Origin of the sequence: Pseudomonas citronellolis (assembly GCF_029335315.1) — a bacterium.
GTDB lineage: Bacteria > Pseudomonadota > Gammaproteobacteria > Pseudomonadales > Pseudomonadaceae > Pseudomonas > Pseudomonas citronellolis_A.
Genome location: NZ_JARJLT010000110.1, coordinates 40,707 through 56,979, shown reverse-complemented (window position 1 = coordinate 56,979; position 16,273 = coordinate 40,707). Strand labels below are relative to the sequence as shown.

13 protein-coding genes and 2 tRNA genes are annotated in these 16,273 nt (G+C 67.3%); 5 read left to right on the top strand and 10 right to left on the bottom strand.

The window, feature by feature from the left end; genetic code table 11:
- Nucleotides 1–4: 4 nt before the first annotated feature.
- Nucleotides 5–931 (bottom strand): LysR family transcriptional regulator, encoded by a 927-nt coding sequence (locus tag P3W75_RS09390; protein WP_276227101.1) that lies wholly within the window; start codon nt 929–931, stop codon nt 5–7.
- Nucleotides 932–1,162: 231 nt separating this feature from the next.
- Between P3W75_RS09390 and fpr the strand changes: the two genes are divergently transcribed.
- Nucleotides 1,163–1,939 (top strand): ferredoxin-NADP reductase, encoded by a 777-nt coding sequence (fpr, locus tag P3W75_RS09385; RefSeq protein ID WP_276227100.1) that lies wholly within the window; start codon nt 1,163–1,165, stop codon nt 1,937–1,939.
- A gap of 398 nt (nt 1,940–2,337) precedes the next feature.
- Nucleotides 2,338–2,538, top strand: coding sequence for a hypothetical protein (locus P3W75_RS09380; protein WP_276227099.1), 201 nt, complete (start codon nt 2,338–2,340; stop codon nt 2,536–2,538).
- 12 nt (nt 2,539–2,550) lie between these two features.
- Here the strand turns inward: P3W75_RS09380 and tsaA are convergent, their stop codons facing one another.
- Together tsaA and P3W75_RS09370 are read right to left on the bottom strand one after the other, a co-directional pair.
- Nucleotides 2,551–3,249, bottom strand: coding sequence for a tRNA (N6-threonylcarbamoyladenosine(37)-N6)-methyltransferase TrmO (gene tsaA, locus P3W75_RS09375; protein WP_276227098.1), 699 nt, complete (start codon nt 3,247–3,249; stop codon nt 2,551–2,553).
- Between the two features lie 40 nt (nt 3,250–3,289).
- Nucleotides 3,290–4,060: an SDR family oxidoreductase gene (locus P3W75_RS09370; RefSeq protein WP_276227097.1), complete on the bottom strand. Its 771-nt coding sequence runs from the start codon at nt 4,058–4,060 to the stop codon at nt 3,290–3,292.
- 205 nt (nt 4,061–4,265) lie between these two features.
- Here P3W75_RS09370 and P3W75_RS09365 point away from each other — a divergent pair, with 205 nt between their 5' ends.
- Complete coding sequence (locus tag P3W75_RS09365) at nt 4,266–5,831, top strand: ArnT family glycosyltransferase (RefSeq protein WP_276227096.1); 1,566 nt, start codon at nt 4,266–4,268, stop codon at nt 5,829–5,831.
- On the opposite strand, the gene P3W75_RS09360 is transcribed toward P3W75_RS09365, so the two are convergent.
- On the bottom strand, nt 5,784–6,245 hold the full coding sequence (locus P3W75_RS09360; protein ID WP_276227095.1) for a DUF1456 family protein: 462 nt from the start codon (nt 6,243–6,245) through the stop codon (nt 5,784–5,786). The genes P3W75_RS09365 and P3W75_RS09360 overlap by 48 nt on opposite strands.
- Before the next feature lie 55 nt (nt 6,246–6,300).
- Nucleotides 6,301–7,623, bottom strand: a complete 1,323-nt coding sequence (gene rimO / locus P3W75_RS09355; protein ID WP_276227094.1) for a 30S ribosomal protein S12 methylthiotransferase RimO — start codon at nt 7,621–7,623, stop codon at nt 6,301–6,303.
- Between the two features lie 249 nt (nt 7,624–7,872).
- Here rimO and P3W75_RS09350 point away from each other — a divergent pair, with 249 nt between their 5' ends.
- Nucleotides 7,873–9,777, top strand: a complete 1,905-nt coding sequence (locus tag P3W75_RS09350) for a potassium transporter Kup (protein WP_276227093.1) — start codon at nt 7,873–7,875, stop codon at nt 9,775–9,777.
- A gap of 131 nt (nt 9,778–9,908) precedes the next feature.
- On the opposite strand, the gene P3W75_RS09345 is transcribed toward P3W75_RS09350, so the two are convergent.
- The 5 genes from P3W75_RS09345 to P3W75_RS09325 form a co-directional block, all read right to left on the bottom strand.
- Entirely contained in the window at nt 9,909–10,472 is a 564-nt protein-coding gene (locus P3W75_RS09345; RefSeq protein WP_276227092.1) for a cytochrome b, read from the bottom strand.
- A gap of 119 nt (nt 10,473–10,591) precedes the next feature.
- Nucleotides 10,592–11,872, bottom strand: a complete 1,281-nt coding sequence (locus P3W75_RS09340) for a virulence factor family protein (protein WP_276227091.1) — start codon at nt 11,870–11,872, stop codon at nt 10,592–10,594.
- A 1-nt stretch (nt 11,873) separates the two neighbouring features.
- Nucleotides 11,874–14,507 carry a bifunctional lysylphosphatidylglycerol flippase/synthetase MprF gene (mprF, locus tag P3W75_RS09335; protein WP_276227090.1) on the bottom strand — a complete coding sequence of 878 codons (2,634 nt, stop codon included), beginning with the start codon at nt 14,505–14,507 and terminating at the stop codon, nt 11,874–11,876.
- A gap of 166 nt (nt 14,508–14,673) precedes the next feature.
- A tRNA-Met gene (locus tag P3W75_RS09330) sits at nt 14,674–14,750 on the bottom strand.
- A 114-nt stretch (nt 14,751–14,864) separates the two neighbouring features.
- Nucleotides 14,865–14,941, bottom strand: a tRNA-Met gene (locus tag P3W75_RS09325).
- 181 nt (nt 14,942–15,122) lie between these two features.
- Here P3W75_RS09325 and dinB point away from each other — a divergent pair.
- The gene (dinB, locus tag P3W75_RS09320) at nt 15,123–16,238 is read left to right on the top strand and encodes a DNA polymerase IV (protein WP_276227089.1); all 1,116 of its coding nucleotides are present in this window, start codon (nt 15,123–15,125) and stop codon (nt 16,236–16,238) included.
- Nucleotides 16,239–16,273 lie beyond the last annotated feature (35 nt).

The window sequence follows — 16,273 nt, the reverse complement described above, 5'->3', positions numbered from 1 at the left end:
CGCCTCAGGGAATCAGCGGCAGCACGATCTCGTCGCTGCGGCTGATGCCCGCCGTCTCGCTGCGGCACAGTTCGAGGAATTCGCGCATGGTCGCGGTCTGGTACTTGAGCCGGTGCCAGATGAAGTAGAACTGCCGGCGCAGGTCCAGCTCCGGGGTGTCCACCGGCACCAGGCTGCCGCGGCGGAAGGCGTCGCGCAGGGCCAGGCGCGAGATGCAGCCGATGCCCAGGCCGGATTCCACGGCGCGCTTGATCGCCTCGGTGTGCTCCAGCTCCAGGCGGATGTTCAGCGGCTCGCGGTGATGGCGCATGGCCTGGTCGAAGGTCAGGCGGGTGCCCGAACCCTGTTCGCGCAGAATCCACGCCTCGCCGCTCAACCGCCGCAGGTCCGCCGGGCCCGCGCTGGCCAGCGGGTGCTGCGGCGCGCAGAACACCACCAGTTCGTCTTCCATCCACGGCTGCACTTCGATGTCCGGGTGCTGGCAATCGCCCTCGATCAGGCCCAGGTCCAGTTCATAGTGGGCGATGCGCTGCACCACGTGGGCGGTGTTGTGCACGTGCAGGCGTACCCGGCAATCTGGTTGGCGCTGCATGAACCTGCCGATCAGCAGGGTCGCCAGGTAGTTGCCGATGGTCAGGGTGGCGCCCAGGTCGAGGGAGCCGAAGGCGCTCTTGCCGTTGAGCAGGCTCTCGATCTCGCTGCCGCGATCCAGCAGGGCCACCGCCTGCGGCAGCAGCTGGCGGCCGAGGGCGTTGAGGGTCAGGCGCTTGCCGGCGCGGTCGAACAGCTTGCAGTCGAACTGCCGCTCCAGCTCGCCGAGCGCCGTGCTGGTCGCCGATTGCGACAACGCCAGGGCCTCGGCGGCGCGCGACACGCTCTCCTGTTGGGCCACGGAGACGAAGACTTCCATCTGGCGCAGGGTGAATTTCATGTTTTTCGGGGGCTCCAGAGGGGAATCCCGTCGCGACATTTGGTCGCCCCGGGAACGGTCGAGCATTGATTATCCTGGCGCAGCCCAGTAAATCCGGGGCTTATCTGCGTTTTGGATTAGCAATATCCAGATAATTTATTTTGCGGATATTCTCGCCCCCTATAAAATGTTGCGCAATTGCGCTACGTCCGGGATTCGCTGGGGTGCGCCACCACTCTCTAGGAGTCCTTGATGAGCAACCTGTACACCGAGCGCGTTCTCAGCGTTCACCACTGGAACGACACCCTCTTCAGCTTCAAGACCACCCGTAACCCGGGCCTGCGCTTCAAGACCGGCCAGTTCGTGATGATCGGCCTGGAAGTCAACGGTCGCCCGCTGATGCGCGCCTACTCCATCGCCAGCCCGAACTACGAAGAGCACCTGGAGTTCTTCAGCATCAAGGTACCGGACGGTCCGCTGACCTCGCGTCTGCAGCACCTGAAGGAAGGCGACGAGCTGATGGTCAGCCGCAAGCCCACCGGCACCCTGGTGCTGGACGACCTCAAGCCCGGCAAGCACCTCTACCTGCTGAGCACCGGCACCGGCATGGCGCCGTTCCTGTCGGTGATCCAGGACCCGGAAGTCTACGAGCGCTTCGAGAAGGTCATCCTGGTCCACGGTGTGCGCTGGGTCAGCGAGCTGGCTTACTCGGACTTCATCACCAAGGTCCTGCCGGAGCACGAATACTTCGGCGACATGGTGAAAGAGAAGCTGATCTACTGCCCGCTGGTGACTCGCGAAGAGTTCCACAGCATGGGCCGCCAGACCGACCTGATGCGTAGCGGCAAGCTGTTCGCCGACATCGGCCTGCCGCCGATGAACCCGCAGGACGACCGCGCCATGATCTGCGGCAGCCCGAGCATGCTCGACGAGACCAGCGAAGTGCTGAACGGTTTCGGCCTGCAGATTTCGCCGCGCATGGGCGAGCCGGGCGACTACCTGATCGAGCGCGCCTTCGTCGAGAAGTAAGCGCGTCCGCGTCGAAAGAACCCGCCGGCATGGCGGGTTTTTTTATGGCCGGGTGGGGGCCCGTCCGCGCGACAATCGCCTGGAAGAAAGCGTTTGGGATATTTCAGACGAGCATTTGGGATGCCCTGGGTGTAGGGGAATTCCTGTTATTCGCTGGAAAGTCAGCTGAATGCTCAAGCTGCAAAGTGGTTCGCAATCAAGGCGGGCGCCTCTGCGGGAGTGGATGGCCAATCTGTTATTTTTCATTGCAGATGGGCTCGCCTTTGACCGCGTTGCGGCTCGATAGTTCGGGGAGGGCCCGCCCGGGATCTTGTCGGATTCGGCGGGTGTGCCCGTTGTCCCGTCTGACGACAAGGATGGATGCCTTCGCGTGCGATCAGGAGCGGTTGGAGCTACGGATGTTCAAGAATCCCAAGGTGACGATGGGCGGGGGGAGCGAGCTCAGGCAGGTACTCTCCAAGGTCAGGGATGGCTGCATCGGCGAACTGAGCGCGCCTCTCATCGGGCTGCTCGCCCACCTGGGTTATCTGGTCCTGCTCGATGGTGCGCCCGCGCTGACCCTCAAGAGCTACCGTCTGCTGCGCGAGCGCCTGCGTTGAACCGAGCCGGCTTCAGGCGTCGCCGCGCTGCACGTCGAGCACGCGGATGATGCCCGGCTCGGGGTAGTGCCAGTGCACGTCCAGGTCCCACAGGCGCGCGCCGTAGCGGCGTTCCGCCGTGGGTTGCTGGTAGGCCGGGCGCGGGTCCTGGGCCAGGCACTGTTCCACCAGCTCCACCACCGGCTCGCCCAGGCGCAGCGCCTGCTCGCGGGCCTGGGCCAGGGCGGCGTCGCTCCACTGCACCGGAATCGCCGCCGGCGGCGCCTCGGCGATGGCGTTGCGCGCCCCGGCCACTGCGTCGGCATAGGGCACGTAGGGTTTGACGTCGAGCACCGGGGTGCCGTCCAGCAGGTCGATGCCGGACAGCCACAGGCGCCCGGGCTCGACCTTGTCCAGCTTCACCACCGATTGGCCGATGCCATTGGGGCGGTGCGTGGCGCGGGTGGCGAATACGCCGAGGGAGCGGTTGCCGCCCAGGCGCGGCGGGCGCACCTTGAGCCGTGGCTTGTCTTCCAGCGCCTGGTGGAAGAGGAACAGCAACCAGACGTGGCTGACCTGCTCCAGGCCCTCCACCGCCTCGCCGCCGTCGAAGGGCGGCAACAGTTCCAGCACGCCGCGCGCCGCCGGGGCCAGCTGCGGCTGGCGCGGGATGGCGAACTTCTCCTTGAAGCAGGAGCGAATGTGGCCGATGGGGGCGACGGAGTAGGACATGGCGGCGGACGCGTGGCGCAGGGGCCGCCATGTTACCCGATCAGAGGTGGAAGCCGCCGTCGATGGGGATGATGTTGCCGGTCATGTAGGCGCCGGCGGTGCTCGCCAGGGCCACCGCCAGCGCCGCCATTTCTTCTTCGCGGCCCCAGCGCTTCATCGGGATGTGCGCGTTGTCCTCGGCGAGCGCCTCGGGGTCGTTGGCGATGTGCCGGGTCATCTTGCTCGGGAAGCGCCCCGGGGCGATCACGTTGACGTTGATGTGCTCGCTCACCAGTTCCCGCGCCAGCATGCGCGACAGCTGGTGCAGCGCGGCCTTGCTCGGCCCGTAGGCGTAGGCCTGCTCGCCGAGCGAGGCCAGCCCGGCCACCGAGCCGATGTTGATGACCCGCGCCGGGCTCTGGGCATTGCCGGCCTTGCGCAGCAGCGGCAGCAGTTGCTGGATGCAGCTGAACACGGCGGTGACGTTGAGCTGCATGACCTTGTCCCAGCCCGCCGCCGGGTAGCTTTCCAGGGGCGCGCCCCAGGTGGTGCCGGCGTTGTTGACCAGGATGTCCAGGCTGTCGATGCGCTCCCCGAGGCTGGCGGCCAGGGCGCGGGCGCCTTCCTCGCTGGCCAGGTTGGCCGGTAGGCCATGGCACTCGCCGTAGGCCGAGAGTTCGCTGGCGGTCTCGGCGCAGGCGGCGCCGTCGCGGGCGCAGATGAACACGCGGGCGCCGGCTTCGAGCAGGCCCTGGGCGATCATCCGACCGATGCCGCGGGTGCCGCCGGTGACCAGCGCGGTGCGGCCGGCCAGGCTGAAATAGGGGTGCATGGGACGATTCTCCGTTGAGGGGCTCGGCCGTCACCCTACTGCCGTGGTGATGCTTCGGCCGATCACTATCCAGGGCGCAAATACTCGGCCATGCGGTGAATCTCACCTGGCCTGCACCTTTCCTTAACCCCGGCATAACCTTCGCCTCGCTACCTTGCCGTCGCCGTGCCGCTGGGGCCCGGCATGGACTCCGGGGAGAGGTCGGATGAAGTACCTGCGAAGCGAGCGTGGCCAGCTGCTGTTGCTGCTCGGCGTGACGGCGCTGATCCTGTTGTTCGGCTTGGGCCTGCGCGAGGTCTGGGGGCCGGAGGTGCGCTGGGCGGACATCAGCCTGCGCATGCTGCAGTCGGGCGACTACCTCGACCCCTACCTGCTCAGCGAGCCCTACTACGACAAGCCGCTGTTGTCCTACTGGCTGATTACCGCGCCGGCGCACCTGTTCGGCCTGAACCACTGGACCCTGCGCCTCTCCACGGTGCTCGCCGGCTGGGGCAGCGTCTGGCTGACCTACCTGCTCGGCACGCGCCTGTTCGAGCGCCGCGTCGGCCTGGTCGCCGGCTGGCTGCTGGCGACCACCTTCTACTTCGCCTTCTGGGCGCGGGTAGCCACCGCCGACATCCTCACCGTGTTCGGCGTGCTGGCGGCGCTCTACTGGTACTGGCGCGGGCCGGACGACACCCGTTTCAGCCGCTACCTGGGCTTCTGCCTGATCCTCAGCGTCACGTCGCTGTGCAAGGGGCTGATCGGCTTCGTCCTGCCGGTGCTGGTGCTGTTGCCGCACCTGTTCAGCGAGGGCCGCTTCAAGCGCCACCTGAACCTGCGCCTGCTGGCCGCCGCGGCGGTGGCCGGGGCGCTGTACCTGGTGCCGTTCATCCTGTCGAAACGCTATGGCGCGCCGACCTACGCGGAGAGCGGCCTCGACCTGGTGGTGCGGGAAAACCTGGTGCGCTTCTTCCAACCCTTCGATCACGAGGGGCCGATCTACACCTACCTGATCTACCTGCCGGTCTACACGCTGCCCTGGGCGCCCCTGTGGATCGCCGGGCTATGGCTGGCGGTGCGCCAATGGAAGACCCTGGAGCCCAACGAACGCTGGCTGGTCTGGGCGCTGGCGATCCTGTTCCTGTTCTTCAGCGCCAGCGGCAGCCGGCGCAGCTACTACGTGCTGCCGCTGGTGCCGTTCGCCCAGTTGCTCGCGGGCTGGTGGCTGGTGCGCCGGCGCCAGGGCCTGAGCCGGGCCTGGCGGCGCGGCATCGCCGGCGCGGCGTTGGTGCTGCTGCTGGTGCTCGGCGTGGCCTACCCGTGGAGCAACCTCGGCGGCGGCAGCATGACCTTCGCCCGCGACGTGCAGGCCCAGGCCGAGCGCGAGGCGCCCTGGCAGGCCTGGCGTGTGGTGCTGGTGGGGGATATCGATCGCAAGTTGCCGATGTACCTGAATCGTCCGGGGCAGCCGCAGGCGCAGCCATTCTTCTTCGTTCCCGAAGGCGCGGACTACCCGCGCGACGGTGACAGCGCCGCGTTCTTCGCCTGGCTGCAACGCTATAGCGGCCAGGCCTGGGACCCGGCGCGCAGCATAGTGATAGTGGACTTCCGCCATCACCAGGCGCCGCCCCTGGCCTACCTGGGGGGCGACCACCAGGCGCTCGTGGCGCGCTCGGACAACGGCCAGCGGCTATTCAAGCAACATGGCGAGCGCAGCCTGGCCTATCTGCCGGCTACTGCCTCAGCGGCGCAGTCGAGCGCTCAGGCCCTTGAGGAAGTTGCGCAGTAGCTGGTCGCCGCAGGGGCGGTAGTTGTCATGGCCGGGCGCGCGGAACAGGGCGTTGAGTTCGGTCTTGGTCATGATCAGGCCGGCGTCGTCGAGGATCGCCAGCAGGTCGAGGTCGCGCAGCTCGAAGGCCACGCGCAGCTTCTTCAGCACCAGGTTGTTGGTCAATGGCAGTTCCAGCGGTGGCAGCGGGCGGCTGTCGTCGCGGCCACGGCGGTGGATGATCAGCCCGTCGAGGAAGCGCGCCAGCACCTCGTCCGGGCATTCGCGGAAGCTTGCCTCGTCCTCGCGGGCGAGCAGCGCGGCGACGTCTTCCTCGCTCAGCGCTTGCCCGGCCAGGGCGGCGATGGCGGCTACCTCGCGATCGGCGATGTCGAGGCTGTAGCGCAGGCTGCGCAGGATATCGTTGTTGAGCATCGGTAGTTTCCCGGCTTGAAAGAGAAAGCCCCGCGAGGGCGGGGCTTTCGGCGACTCAGACCAGTTCGGCCCAGAGGTCGTATTCGTCGGCGTCGGTGATGCGCACGCGCACCTTGTCGCCGGGCTTCACGTCGAAGCTGTCGACGTAGACGGCGCCGTCGATCTCCGGGGCGTCGGCCCAGGAGCGGCCCACCGCGCCTTCGGCGTCCACTTCGTCGATCAGCACTTCGATTTCCTGGCCGACCTTCAGCTGCAGGCGCGCGGCGGAGATCGCCTGCTGGTGCGCCATGAAGCGCTCCCAGCGCTCCTGCTTGACGTCGTCCGGCACCGGTTCCAGGCCCAGGTCGTTGGCCGGGGCGCCTTCGACCGGCGAGTACTGGAAGCAGCCGACGCGGTCGAGCTGGGCTTCGGTCAGCCAGTCGAGCAGGTACTGGAAGTCCTCCTCGGTCTCGCCGGGGAAGCCGACGATGAAGGTCGAACGGATGGTCAGCTCGGGGCAGATCTCGCGCCACTTCTTGATGCGCGCCAGGGTCTTGTCCTCGAACGCCGGGCGCTTCATGGACTTGAGCACTTTCGGGCTGGCGTGCTGGAAGGGGATGTCCAGGTACGGCAGCAGCTTGCCTTCGGCCATCAGCGGGATGACGTCGTCGACGTTGGGGTAGGGGTAGACGTAGTGCAGGCGCACCCACACGCCCATGCTCGACAGCGCCTGGCACAGCTCCAGCATGCGCGTCTTGACCGGCTGGCCTTCCCAGAAGTCCAGCTTGTACTTGAGGTCGACGCCGTAGGCGCTGGTGTCCTGGGAGATCACCAGCAGTTCCTTGACCCCGGCCTTGACCAGGCGCTGGGCCTCGCTGAGTACGTCGCCCACCGGGCGGCTGACCAGCTTGCCGCGCATCGACGGGATGATGCAGAAGCTGCAGCTGTGGTTGCAGCCCTCGGAAATCTTCAGGTAGGCGTAGTGGCGCGGGGTCAGCTTGATGCCTTGCGGCGGCACCAGGTCGATCAGCGGGTTGTGCTCGGCCTTGGGCGGGATCACTTCGTGAACGGCGCTGACCACCTGCTCGTACTGCTGCGGGCCGGTGACCGCGAGCACGCTCGGGTGCACGTCACGGATGCTGTCCTCGGACACACCCATGCAGCCGGTGACGATGACCTTGCCGTTCTCGGCGATGGCCTCGCCGATGGCGTCCAGGGATTCGGCCTTGGCGCTGTCGATGAAACCGCAGGTGTTCACCACCACGACGTCGGCGTCCTCGTAGGTGGGCACGATCTCGTAGCCCTCCATGCGCAGCTGGGTGAGGATGCGTTCGGAATCGACCGTGGCTTTGGGGCAGCCGAGGCTGACGAAACCGACTTTGGGCGTTGCGGTGGACATGGGTGGCTAACCTCTAAGGGCGCGCTGGCGGCGCCTCTGATCAAAAAGTGCGCAATTCTAGCGGCAGCCCGCGCGCTTGACCAGCCTCCGTGAGACAAGGTGTCGCAGGCGCGCCTCGTGGCGCAGCGAAGCACAGGGTAAGCGCAACGATCACGCTCTATAGTCATTCAGATCATGCTTTGTTGCGCTTGCATCGTCGCAGCCGTCGGAGCAGGATGCGCCGAATTTTTCCTAGAGGAATTTTGTTACATGTCCGATGCCAGCGCTGGAACCGCAGAGCACCAGGAACGTCACTCCAGCTCCGCGATAGGCATGATGGTGGCCGCGGTGGGGGTTTGCTACGGCGATATCGGCACCAGCCCGCTGTACACCCTCAAGGAGGTGTTCGTCGGCGGCTACGGTGTGGAAGTCGGGCATGACGCGATCCTCGGTATCCTCTCGCTGATCTTCTGGTCGCTGGTCTGGGTGGTGTCGATCAAGTACGTGATCTTCGTGCTGCGCGCCGACAACCAGGGCGAGGGCGGGGTCATGGCCCTGACCGCGCTGGCCCGCCGCGCCGCCCATGGCTACCCGAAGCTCAGCTCGGTTCTGGTGGTGCTCGGCCTGTTCGGCGCCTCGCTGTTCTACGGCGACAGCATGATCACCCCGGCGATTTCCGTACTCTCGGCCATCGAAGGCCTGGAGATCGCCTTCGACGGCCTGGAGCACTGGGTGGTGCCGCTGGCGCTGGTCGTGCTGGTCGGCCTGTTCCTCATCCAGCGCCACGGCACCGCGCGTATCGGCATCCTGTTCGGGCCGGTGATGGTGCTGTGGTTCCTGGTGCTCGGCGCCCTCGGTCTCTACGGCATCTACCAGCACCCGGTGGTGCTGAACGCGATGAACCCCTACTGGGCGGCGAACTTCTTCATCGTCCACCCCGGCATCGGCGTGGCCATCCTCGGCGCCACCGTGCTGGCGCTGACCGGCGCCGAGGCGCTGTACGCGGACATGGGCCACTTCGGCCGCAAGCCGATTTCCCGCGCCTGGTTCGCCCTGGTGCTGCCGGGCCTGGTGCTGAACTACTTCGGCCAGGGCGCGATGATCCTCTACAACCCGGAAACCGCGCGAAACCCCTTCTACCTTCTGGCGCCGTCCTGGGCGCTGCTGCCGATGGTGGCGCTGTCCACCGTGGCCACCGTGATCGCCTCCCAGGCGGTGATCTCCGGGGCCTTCTCGCTGACCCGCCAGGCCATCCAGCTGGGCTTCGTGCCGCGCATGTTCGTGCAGCACACCTCCAGCCACGAGCAGGGGCAGATCTACATCGCCGGGGTGAACTGGGCGCTGATGGTCGGCGTGGTGCTGCTGGTGCTGGGCTTCGAGTCGTCCGCGTCGCTGGCCTCGGCCTACGGCGTGGCGGTGACCGGGACCATGCTGGTGACCACCCTGCTGATGGGCGTGGTGCTCTGGCTGCACTGGAAATGGCCGCTGTGGCTGGCGATCCCGTTCTTCTGCCTGATGCTGCTGGTGGACGTGCTGTTCTTCTCGGCGAACCTGCCGAAAGTGGTGCAGGGCGGTGCCTTCCCGGTGATCGCCGGTATCGGCCTGTTCATCCTGATGACCACCTGGAAGCGCGGCCGCCAGCTGCTGGTGGACCGCCTGGACGAAGGCTCGCTGCCGTTGCCGCTGTTCATCGCCAGCATCCGCTCGCAGCCGCCGCACCGGGTGCAGGGCACCGCGGTGTTCCTCACCGCGCGCTCCGATGCCGTGCCCCACGCGCTGCTGCACAACCTGCTGCACAACCAGGTGCTGCACGAGCAGGTGGTCCTGCTCACCGTGGTCAACGAAGACAACCCGCGGGTTTCCACCGACCGCCGCTTCGAGGTGGACGCCTACGGCGAGGGCTTCTTCCGCGTGGTGCTGCACTTCGGCTTCATGGAAGACCCGGACATCCCGGCGGCGCTGAAGTACTGCCACCTCAACGAGCTGGACTTCAGCCCGATGCGCACCACCTACTTCCTCAGCCGCGAGACGGTGATCCCGTCCAAGCGCATCGGCATGGCGCGCTGGCGCGAGGGCCTGTTCGCCTTCCTGCTGAAGAACGCCAACGGCAACCTGCGCTACTTCAACCTGCCGCTGAACCGGGTGATCGAGCTGGGGACCCAGGTAGAGATCTGACCGGCCTTGCCGGTACGAAAAAGCGCGCCCTCGGGCGCGCTTTTTCATTATTGAGGGTGCAATCGCCCTGAATCGTAGGAGCGGGCCATGCCCGCGATTCGCGCGCGTGGCGCGCTCCTACGAGGGGGCGGTCACTCCGGGCGCGCCTCGCCGGCGCCGGGGAGCATGCGCACCAGGGTGTTGTCGCGGCTGATGAAGTGGTGGAACAGGCCGGCCGCGGCATGCAGGCCGATCAGGAAGTAGCCGAGGTTGCCGACGGTCTCGTGGATTTCCTTGATCTGCTTGGCCAGGTCCGGGCTCTCCGCCACCAGCGGCGGCAGTTGCAGGCCCCAGAACGGAATCGGCTTGCCGGCAGCGCTGAGGATGATCCAGCCGGCCAGCGGCAGCCCGATCATCATGGCGTACAGCGCCAGGTGCATGACCTTGGCCAGCAGCATCTGCCAGGCCGGTGGCGCCGGGACGATCGGCGGGGTGGGGTAGATCAGCCGGCCGAGCAGGCGCAGCCAGACCAGCACGAACACACTCAGGCCAAGCATGAAGTGCCACTGGCTGAGCAGCGCGCGGGTATCGCTGCCCTTGGGAAAGTTGCCTTTCAGCTCGATGCAGGCGTAGACGCCGGCGATCAGCAGCAGCATCAGCCAGTGCAGGGCGATGGACAGGCTGCCGTAGCGGCGCGGATAGGGGGACTGGCTCATGCAAACTCCTTCTCTTCAGGCTGCCCCGCTCGTGTGGCGGGTTGCGGCAGCTTGCGTCGTCAACCTGAAGTCAGGCTGAAGACGCCGCCGCTGGACGGAAGTGTAAGCCAGCCTTCGCGTCAGGACTCGTTCGGCGGCACCTGGCGCGCGCGAATGGCGTTCACCAGGCGCTTGGCCAGGGCCGGGTAGTTCTCGTCGAAGTGGTGGCCGCCGGGCAGCTCGAGGTTCTCGCCGACCGCCTGGGGCTGGGTACAGCCGCTCTCGTCCTTCTCGTCGATGCCGTACACGCAGAGCACCTTCGGGCCGGGCATGCGCGCCAGTTCCGGGCCGGTGGCGGCTTCCTTGCCGGCCTTGCCGAGCCAGCCCTGCACTTCGATCTCGAAGCTGCCGCTGCGCGCCAGGGCCAGCAGCAGCACGGTGCTGACCTGCTGCTTGTCGGCTTCCGGCAGGCGGTTGTAGATGGCCGGCAGCACGTCGGCGCCGAACGAGTAGCCGGCCAGCACGAAGTGCTTGGCGCCCCACTTGTCGCGGTAGTGCTGCATCAGCAGGGCGAGGTCGGCGGCGCTCTGTTCCGGGCTCTTGTGCTCCCAGAAGTAGCGCAGCGCGTCGACCCCGACCACCGGGTAGCCGAGCTCGGCCATCTGCCCGGCCACGTCGCGGTCCAGGTCGCGCCAGCCGCCGTCGCCGGAGTAGAACAGGGTGATGGTTTCCGAGGGTTTGGCGGCCGGCACTTCGACCACCGGGAAATCGTCGCCGCTGCCCTGGATCAGGCGCTTGAGCTGGTCGTCCAGCACCACCGGCAGGCTGTCGTAGTAGTTGGCGATGACCGTCTCGGCGTTCTGCTGGGTGCGGGCGAAGCGCGCGGTCTCGTCGGACGGGTTGTCGTTCCAGGCGGCGGTCCAGTGGCCGTGGGCGGCGCTTTCCGGCAGCTTGGGCGAGGCGCAGTCGGGCTTGTCGAGGGCGAAGCCGACCGACAGTGCCTTGGCCTTGTCGCTGTTCTGCCCGGCCAGCCAGCGCCAGGCGTAGGCGCCGCCCTGGTGCACGCCGGCGACCAGGGTCGGCTGGGCGTCGAGCAGGTTCAGCGCGGCCTGTGCGCGATGCTGCTGGGCCACGCAGTCGTTGTCCGGGAAGATGAACTGCACCACGCGGGCGCCGTTGTCGTGGGCCAGCGCCAGCAGCTGGGCGTCGTCCAGCTTATTGTCCTGGGGGACCGCCAGCAGCACGGTGGCGGTCGGGTGCTTGGCGGGAATCGCCAGGGCCGCCGGGCTGCCGTCGGGCAGTTGGCTGTGTTCCAGGCGCGCCTGGGACAGCGGGTGGAGCCACAACAGCGCGCCGGCGACGGCGGCGGCGATCAGCAACAGCAGGACGATGGCCAACAGGCGCCAGCGACGTTTCGACATATCAGCGTTTCACCAATCCAGAAAGGCCGCCGGCGATCAGGGCGGCGGTATCGGCGAGGGCCACCAGCGGATCGAGTCCGGCGGGCACTGCCAGGTAGCGGGGCTCCCAGTCGGGCTGGAACTTGTCCTTGAAGCGACGCAGCCCCTGGAAGTTGTAGAACTGCTCGCCACGGTGGAACACCAGCGCGCCCAGGCGCTGGGTCAGCGGCGCGCCGCGGCGCGGTTGCAGGCCGGAGAGCGGCACCATGCCGAGGCTGAAGCGCGCGTAGCCGCGCTCCTTGTAATGCAGGATCAGGCCGAGCATGAGGAATTCCATAGTCATCTTCGGCGCGTCCGGCACCACCCGCATCAGGTCCAGGCTGGCCAGTTCCTGGCTGGAGGTCTCCAGCAGGTTGACGAAGGCCACCGCGCGGCCCTGGAAACGCACCACGGCGACGCGGAAGTAGTGCAGGTATTCGGGGGTGAAACGGCCCAGGGAGAAGCCTTTCTCGCGGGTCGCCTTGCCGCCCAGCCAGGCGTCGGAGATCGCCCGCAGCTCGTCCAGCGGCGCCTGCCCGGCGTCGTGGAATTCCACCGAGAGGCCGTCGCGCTGGCCACGGTTCCAGGTGTAGCGCAGGTCCTTCATGTCCTTGCCCTTGCTCTCCAGGTCGAAGCGGCGCAGGTCCACGCGCGCCTCCTCGCCGAGCTTGAGGGCGGTCAGGCCGATGTCCATGTAGAACGGCAGGTTCTCCGCGCGCACCTGGTAGAACACCGGGCGCGCGTGGTGCAGGTCGCAGAGGTCGCGGAACTGCCAGATCAGCTCGGCGCGTGCCTGGGTCGGCCCGATCGGGTCGTACAGCGCCACCAGGCTGCGCCCGCGGCGGGCGTACATGACGAAGGCGTCCTGGGTCGGGTGGAACAGCAGGGCCTTGTCGCCGGACAGCGCCAGGCCGCCGTCGGGCTGCTCGGAGCGGGCCAGGATGGCGGCGGCGCGGTCGAGTTCCTCGGCGCTCGGCGCGTGAATCGCCGGCGGCGAGGTGCGCAGCAGCCAGGTCAGGCCGACCGCGGCCAGCAGCAGGCAGCTGCCGAGGGCGGCGCGCAGGCCGCGTGGCGCGTCGGCGTCCAGGGCGAACTGCCACCACAGCTCATGGCTGTAGGGCACGTCCTGGTAGGCGAAGAGGAACAGCCAGATGGACGCGGCGACCACGCAGGCGGCGGCCGCCAGGTACATCGGCGAGAAGGGTACTTCCATCAGCCGGCTGCGGCGGTAGAAGGAGCGGCGGAAGATCGCCAGGAGCAGGGCGGTTACGCCGAGGATGCTGGCTTCCTCCCAGTCCACGCCCTTGAGCAGCGAGAGCACCGCGCCGCTGATCAGCAGCACCAGGGTCAGCACCCAGGCGGCCGACAGGCGCCGGCGCAGGCCCTGGGCCAGCAGCAGGCAGAGCACGCCGATCAGGCTGGCGGCGAAGTGCGAGGCGTCGACCAGACGGTGCGGCACCAGGAAGTCCAGCTCGTCCAGGCGGGTGTCGATGGACGGGGTGGCGCCGGAGAACAGCAGGACGATGCCGGAGATGAACACCAGCACCGCCAGCACCGGCGCGGCCAGGCCGGAGGCCACGCGCATCGCCTGGCGCGCCAGGAGCATGCGCCGCGCCTCGACCACCAGCAGCAGCAGGCAGGCCAGCAGCAGCGGCAGCACCACATAGATGAGGCGGTACATCAGCAGCGCGGCGGCCAGCGGTGCCGCGCCGAGCTGACCGGCGAAGGCCGCCAGCAGGATCGCCTCGAACACCCCGACGCCGCCGGGCACGTGGCTGAGCACGCCGGCGGCCAGGGCGATCATGTACACCAGCAGGAAGGCGCCGAACGGCGGCGCTTCGGGCAGCAGCAGGTAGAGCACGGTGGCGGCGGCGGCCACGTCCAGCGCGGTGATCACCAGCTGCAGCAGCGACAGGCGCAGCGTCGGCAGGCGCACCGAGCGACGGCCGAGGCGAATCAGCTGGCTGTCCGGCGACGGCTGCTCCGCCTCGCGGCGGCGCTCCATGCCGATCACCAGCAGTACGCAGAACACCAGGATGGTCACGCCCAGGACGGCCACCAGCCATTGCGGCAGGTTCAGCGCCAGGGCGGCGTCGGGCAGGTCGCTGAGCGCCGCCACGGCGGCCAGGATCGGCAGGGCGCAGCCCAGCGAGAGGCTGGCGAACAGGGTCATGCGCGCCACTTCCATGGCGTTCAGCCCGGCGCGGGCGTACAGGCGGTAGCGCACCGAGCCGCCGGAGAGCATCGACAAGCCCACCGCGTTGCCGATGGCGAAGGCGCTGAAGCCGCCGGTCAGCAGCGTCGGCAGCGGCAGCTTCACGCCGGCGAAGCGGGTGGCCGACCATTCGTAGCCGAGCAGGCAGACGAAGCCGGCAGCGGTCGCGGCCAGGGCGCCGAAGAGCGCGTCGCCGGGAATGTCGAGGATGGCGTCATGCAGGGAATAGGGATCGATGTCGCGCAGCAGGTGGTAGCAGGCGATCAGCGCCAGGGCGAACAGCAGCAGGGTGATGCCCACGCCGATGGCCTGGCGATAGGGGGCGAGTCGCTCCAGCAGGCCGGAGCGGGGGAGAGCGGCAGGGGAATCCGGAATCTCGGGCGCGGTGGAGTTTGCGCGCATCGGGCACCTCATGGAGTTTGCGCGATCTAGGTGGGGCCTGATCGCCAATTCCCAAGTCCTTGGGAACAATTGTCCGCAATTATGAGCGGCGCGCCTCGGGGAAGGCTCAGTCTTTTTTCCGGTATAACGAAAAAAGCCACTCGAGAGAGTGGCTTTTTTCTGTGTTTGGTTGCGGGAGCTGGATTTGAACCAACGACCTTCGGGTTATGAGCCCGACGAGCTACCAGACTGCTCCATCCCGCGCCGGCCATTCTACGCGGAACGAACACCCTGTCAATCGATTTCTGCTTTTCAATCAATTATTTAAATTGAGCGCAAATGAAAAAGGCCACTCCGGGGAGTGGCCTTTTTCGATGTTGGTTGCGGGAGCTGGATTTGAACCAACGACCTTCGGGTTATGAGCCCGACGAGCTACCAGACTGCTCCATCCCGCGGCGGCCATTCTACTCAGGACGGACACCCTGTCAACCGATTTCTGAGAAAAAGTGTTTTTTCTTCAAATGCTTAGCCAAGCGACGGCCGCCATCGAGGCGGCGCCACGGCGCGCAGGCGGGGCGCCGCAGGCGTGCGCGGCGTTTTGCATTACCATGGGAGGCTTCCCATAAGGCGTAGGAAATGTCGGTCGCACCGCGCATTGCCGAACGCCCTTCCGTCCGAGCAGGTTCCGCGTTGAGTTCCCGGCAGCGAAAGATCATCCACATCGATTGCGATTGCTTCTACGCCGCCATCGAGATGCGCGACGACCCCAGCCTCGCCGGCAAGCCGCTGGCCGTGGGCGGCTCGCCGGACAAGCGCGGGGTGGTCGCCACCTGCAACTACGAGGCGCGCGCCTACGGCCTGCACTCGGCCATGGCCATGCGCACCGCGGTCAAGCTGTGCCCGGACCTGACCATCGTGCGCCCGCGCATGGACGTCTATAAAGGCGTGTCACGGGAAATCCACGCGATCTTCCGCGACTACACCGACCTGATCGAGCCGCTGTCGCTGGACGAGGCCTACCTCGACGTCAGCGACTGCCAGCAGTTCTCCGGCAGCGCCACGCTGATCGCCCAGGACATCCGCCGGCGCGTGTGGCTGTCGCTGGGCATCACGGTTTCCGCCGGGGTGGCGCCGAACAAGTTCCTGGCCAAGATCGCCAGCGACTGGCGCAAGCCCAACGGGCAGTTCGTCATCACCCCCGACCAGGTGGAGGCATTCGTCGCCGCGCTGCCGGTGAAGAAGCTTCACGGCGTGGGCAAGGTGACGGCCGAGAAGTTGGCGCGCCTGGGCGTGCAGGACTGCCTGCAGCTGCGCGACTGGTCGCGCCTGGCGCTGGTGCGCGAGTTCGGCGGTTTCGGCGAGCGCCTGTGGAACCTGGCCCGGGGCCTCGACGAGCGCCCGGTGCAGGTGGACAGCCGGCGCCAGTCGATCAGCGTGGAGAACACCTTCGACCGCGACCTGCCCGACGTCGACGCCTGTCTGGCCGAACTGCCTGGGCTGCTCGACGAATTGCAGCGGCGCATGCAGCGCCTGGATGCCAGCTACCGGCCGGGCAAACCCTTCGTCAAACTGAAGTTCCACGACTTCACCCAGACCACTCTGGAACAGGCCGGCGCCAGCCGCGACCTGGACAGCTACCGGCTGCTACTGACGCAGGCCTTCCAGCGCGGTGAGCGGCCGGTGCGGCTGATCGGCGTGGGCGTGCGCCTGGAAGACCTGCGCGGAAAGGCCGAGCAGCTCACGTTGTTCTGAAATTGCCTGGCCAGCGAAAAATGCCGATCATGCGC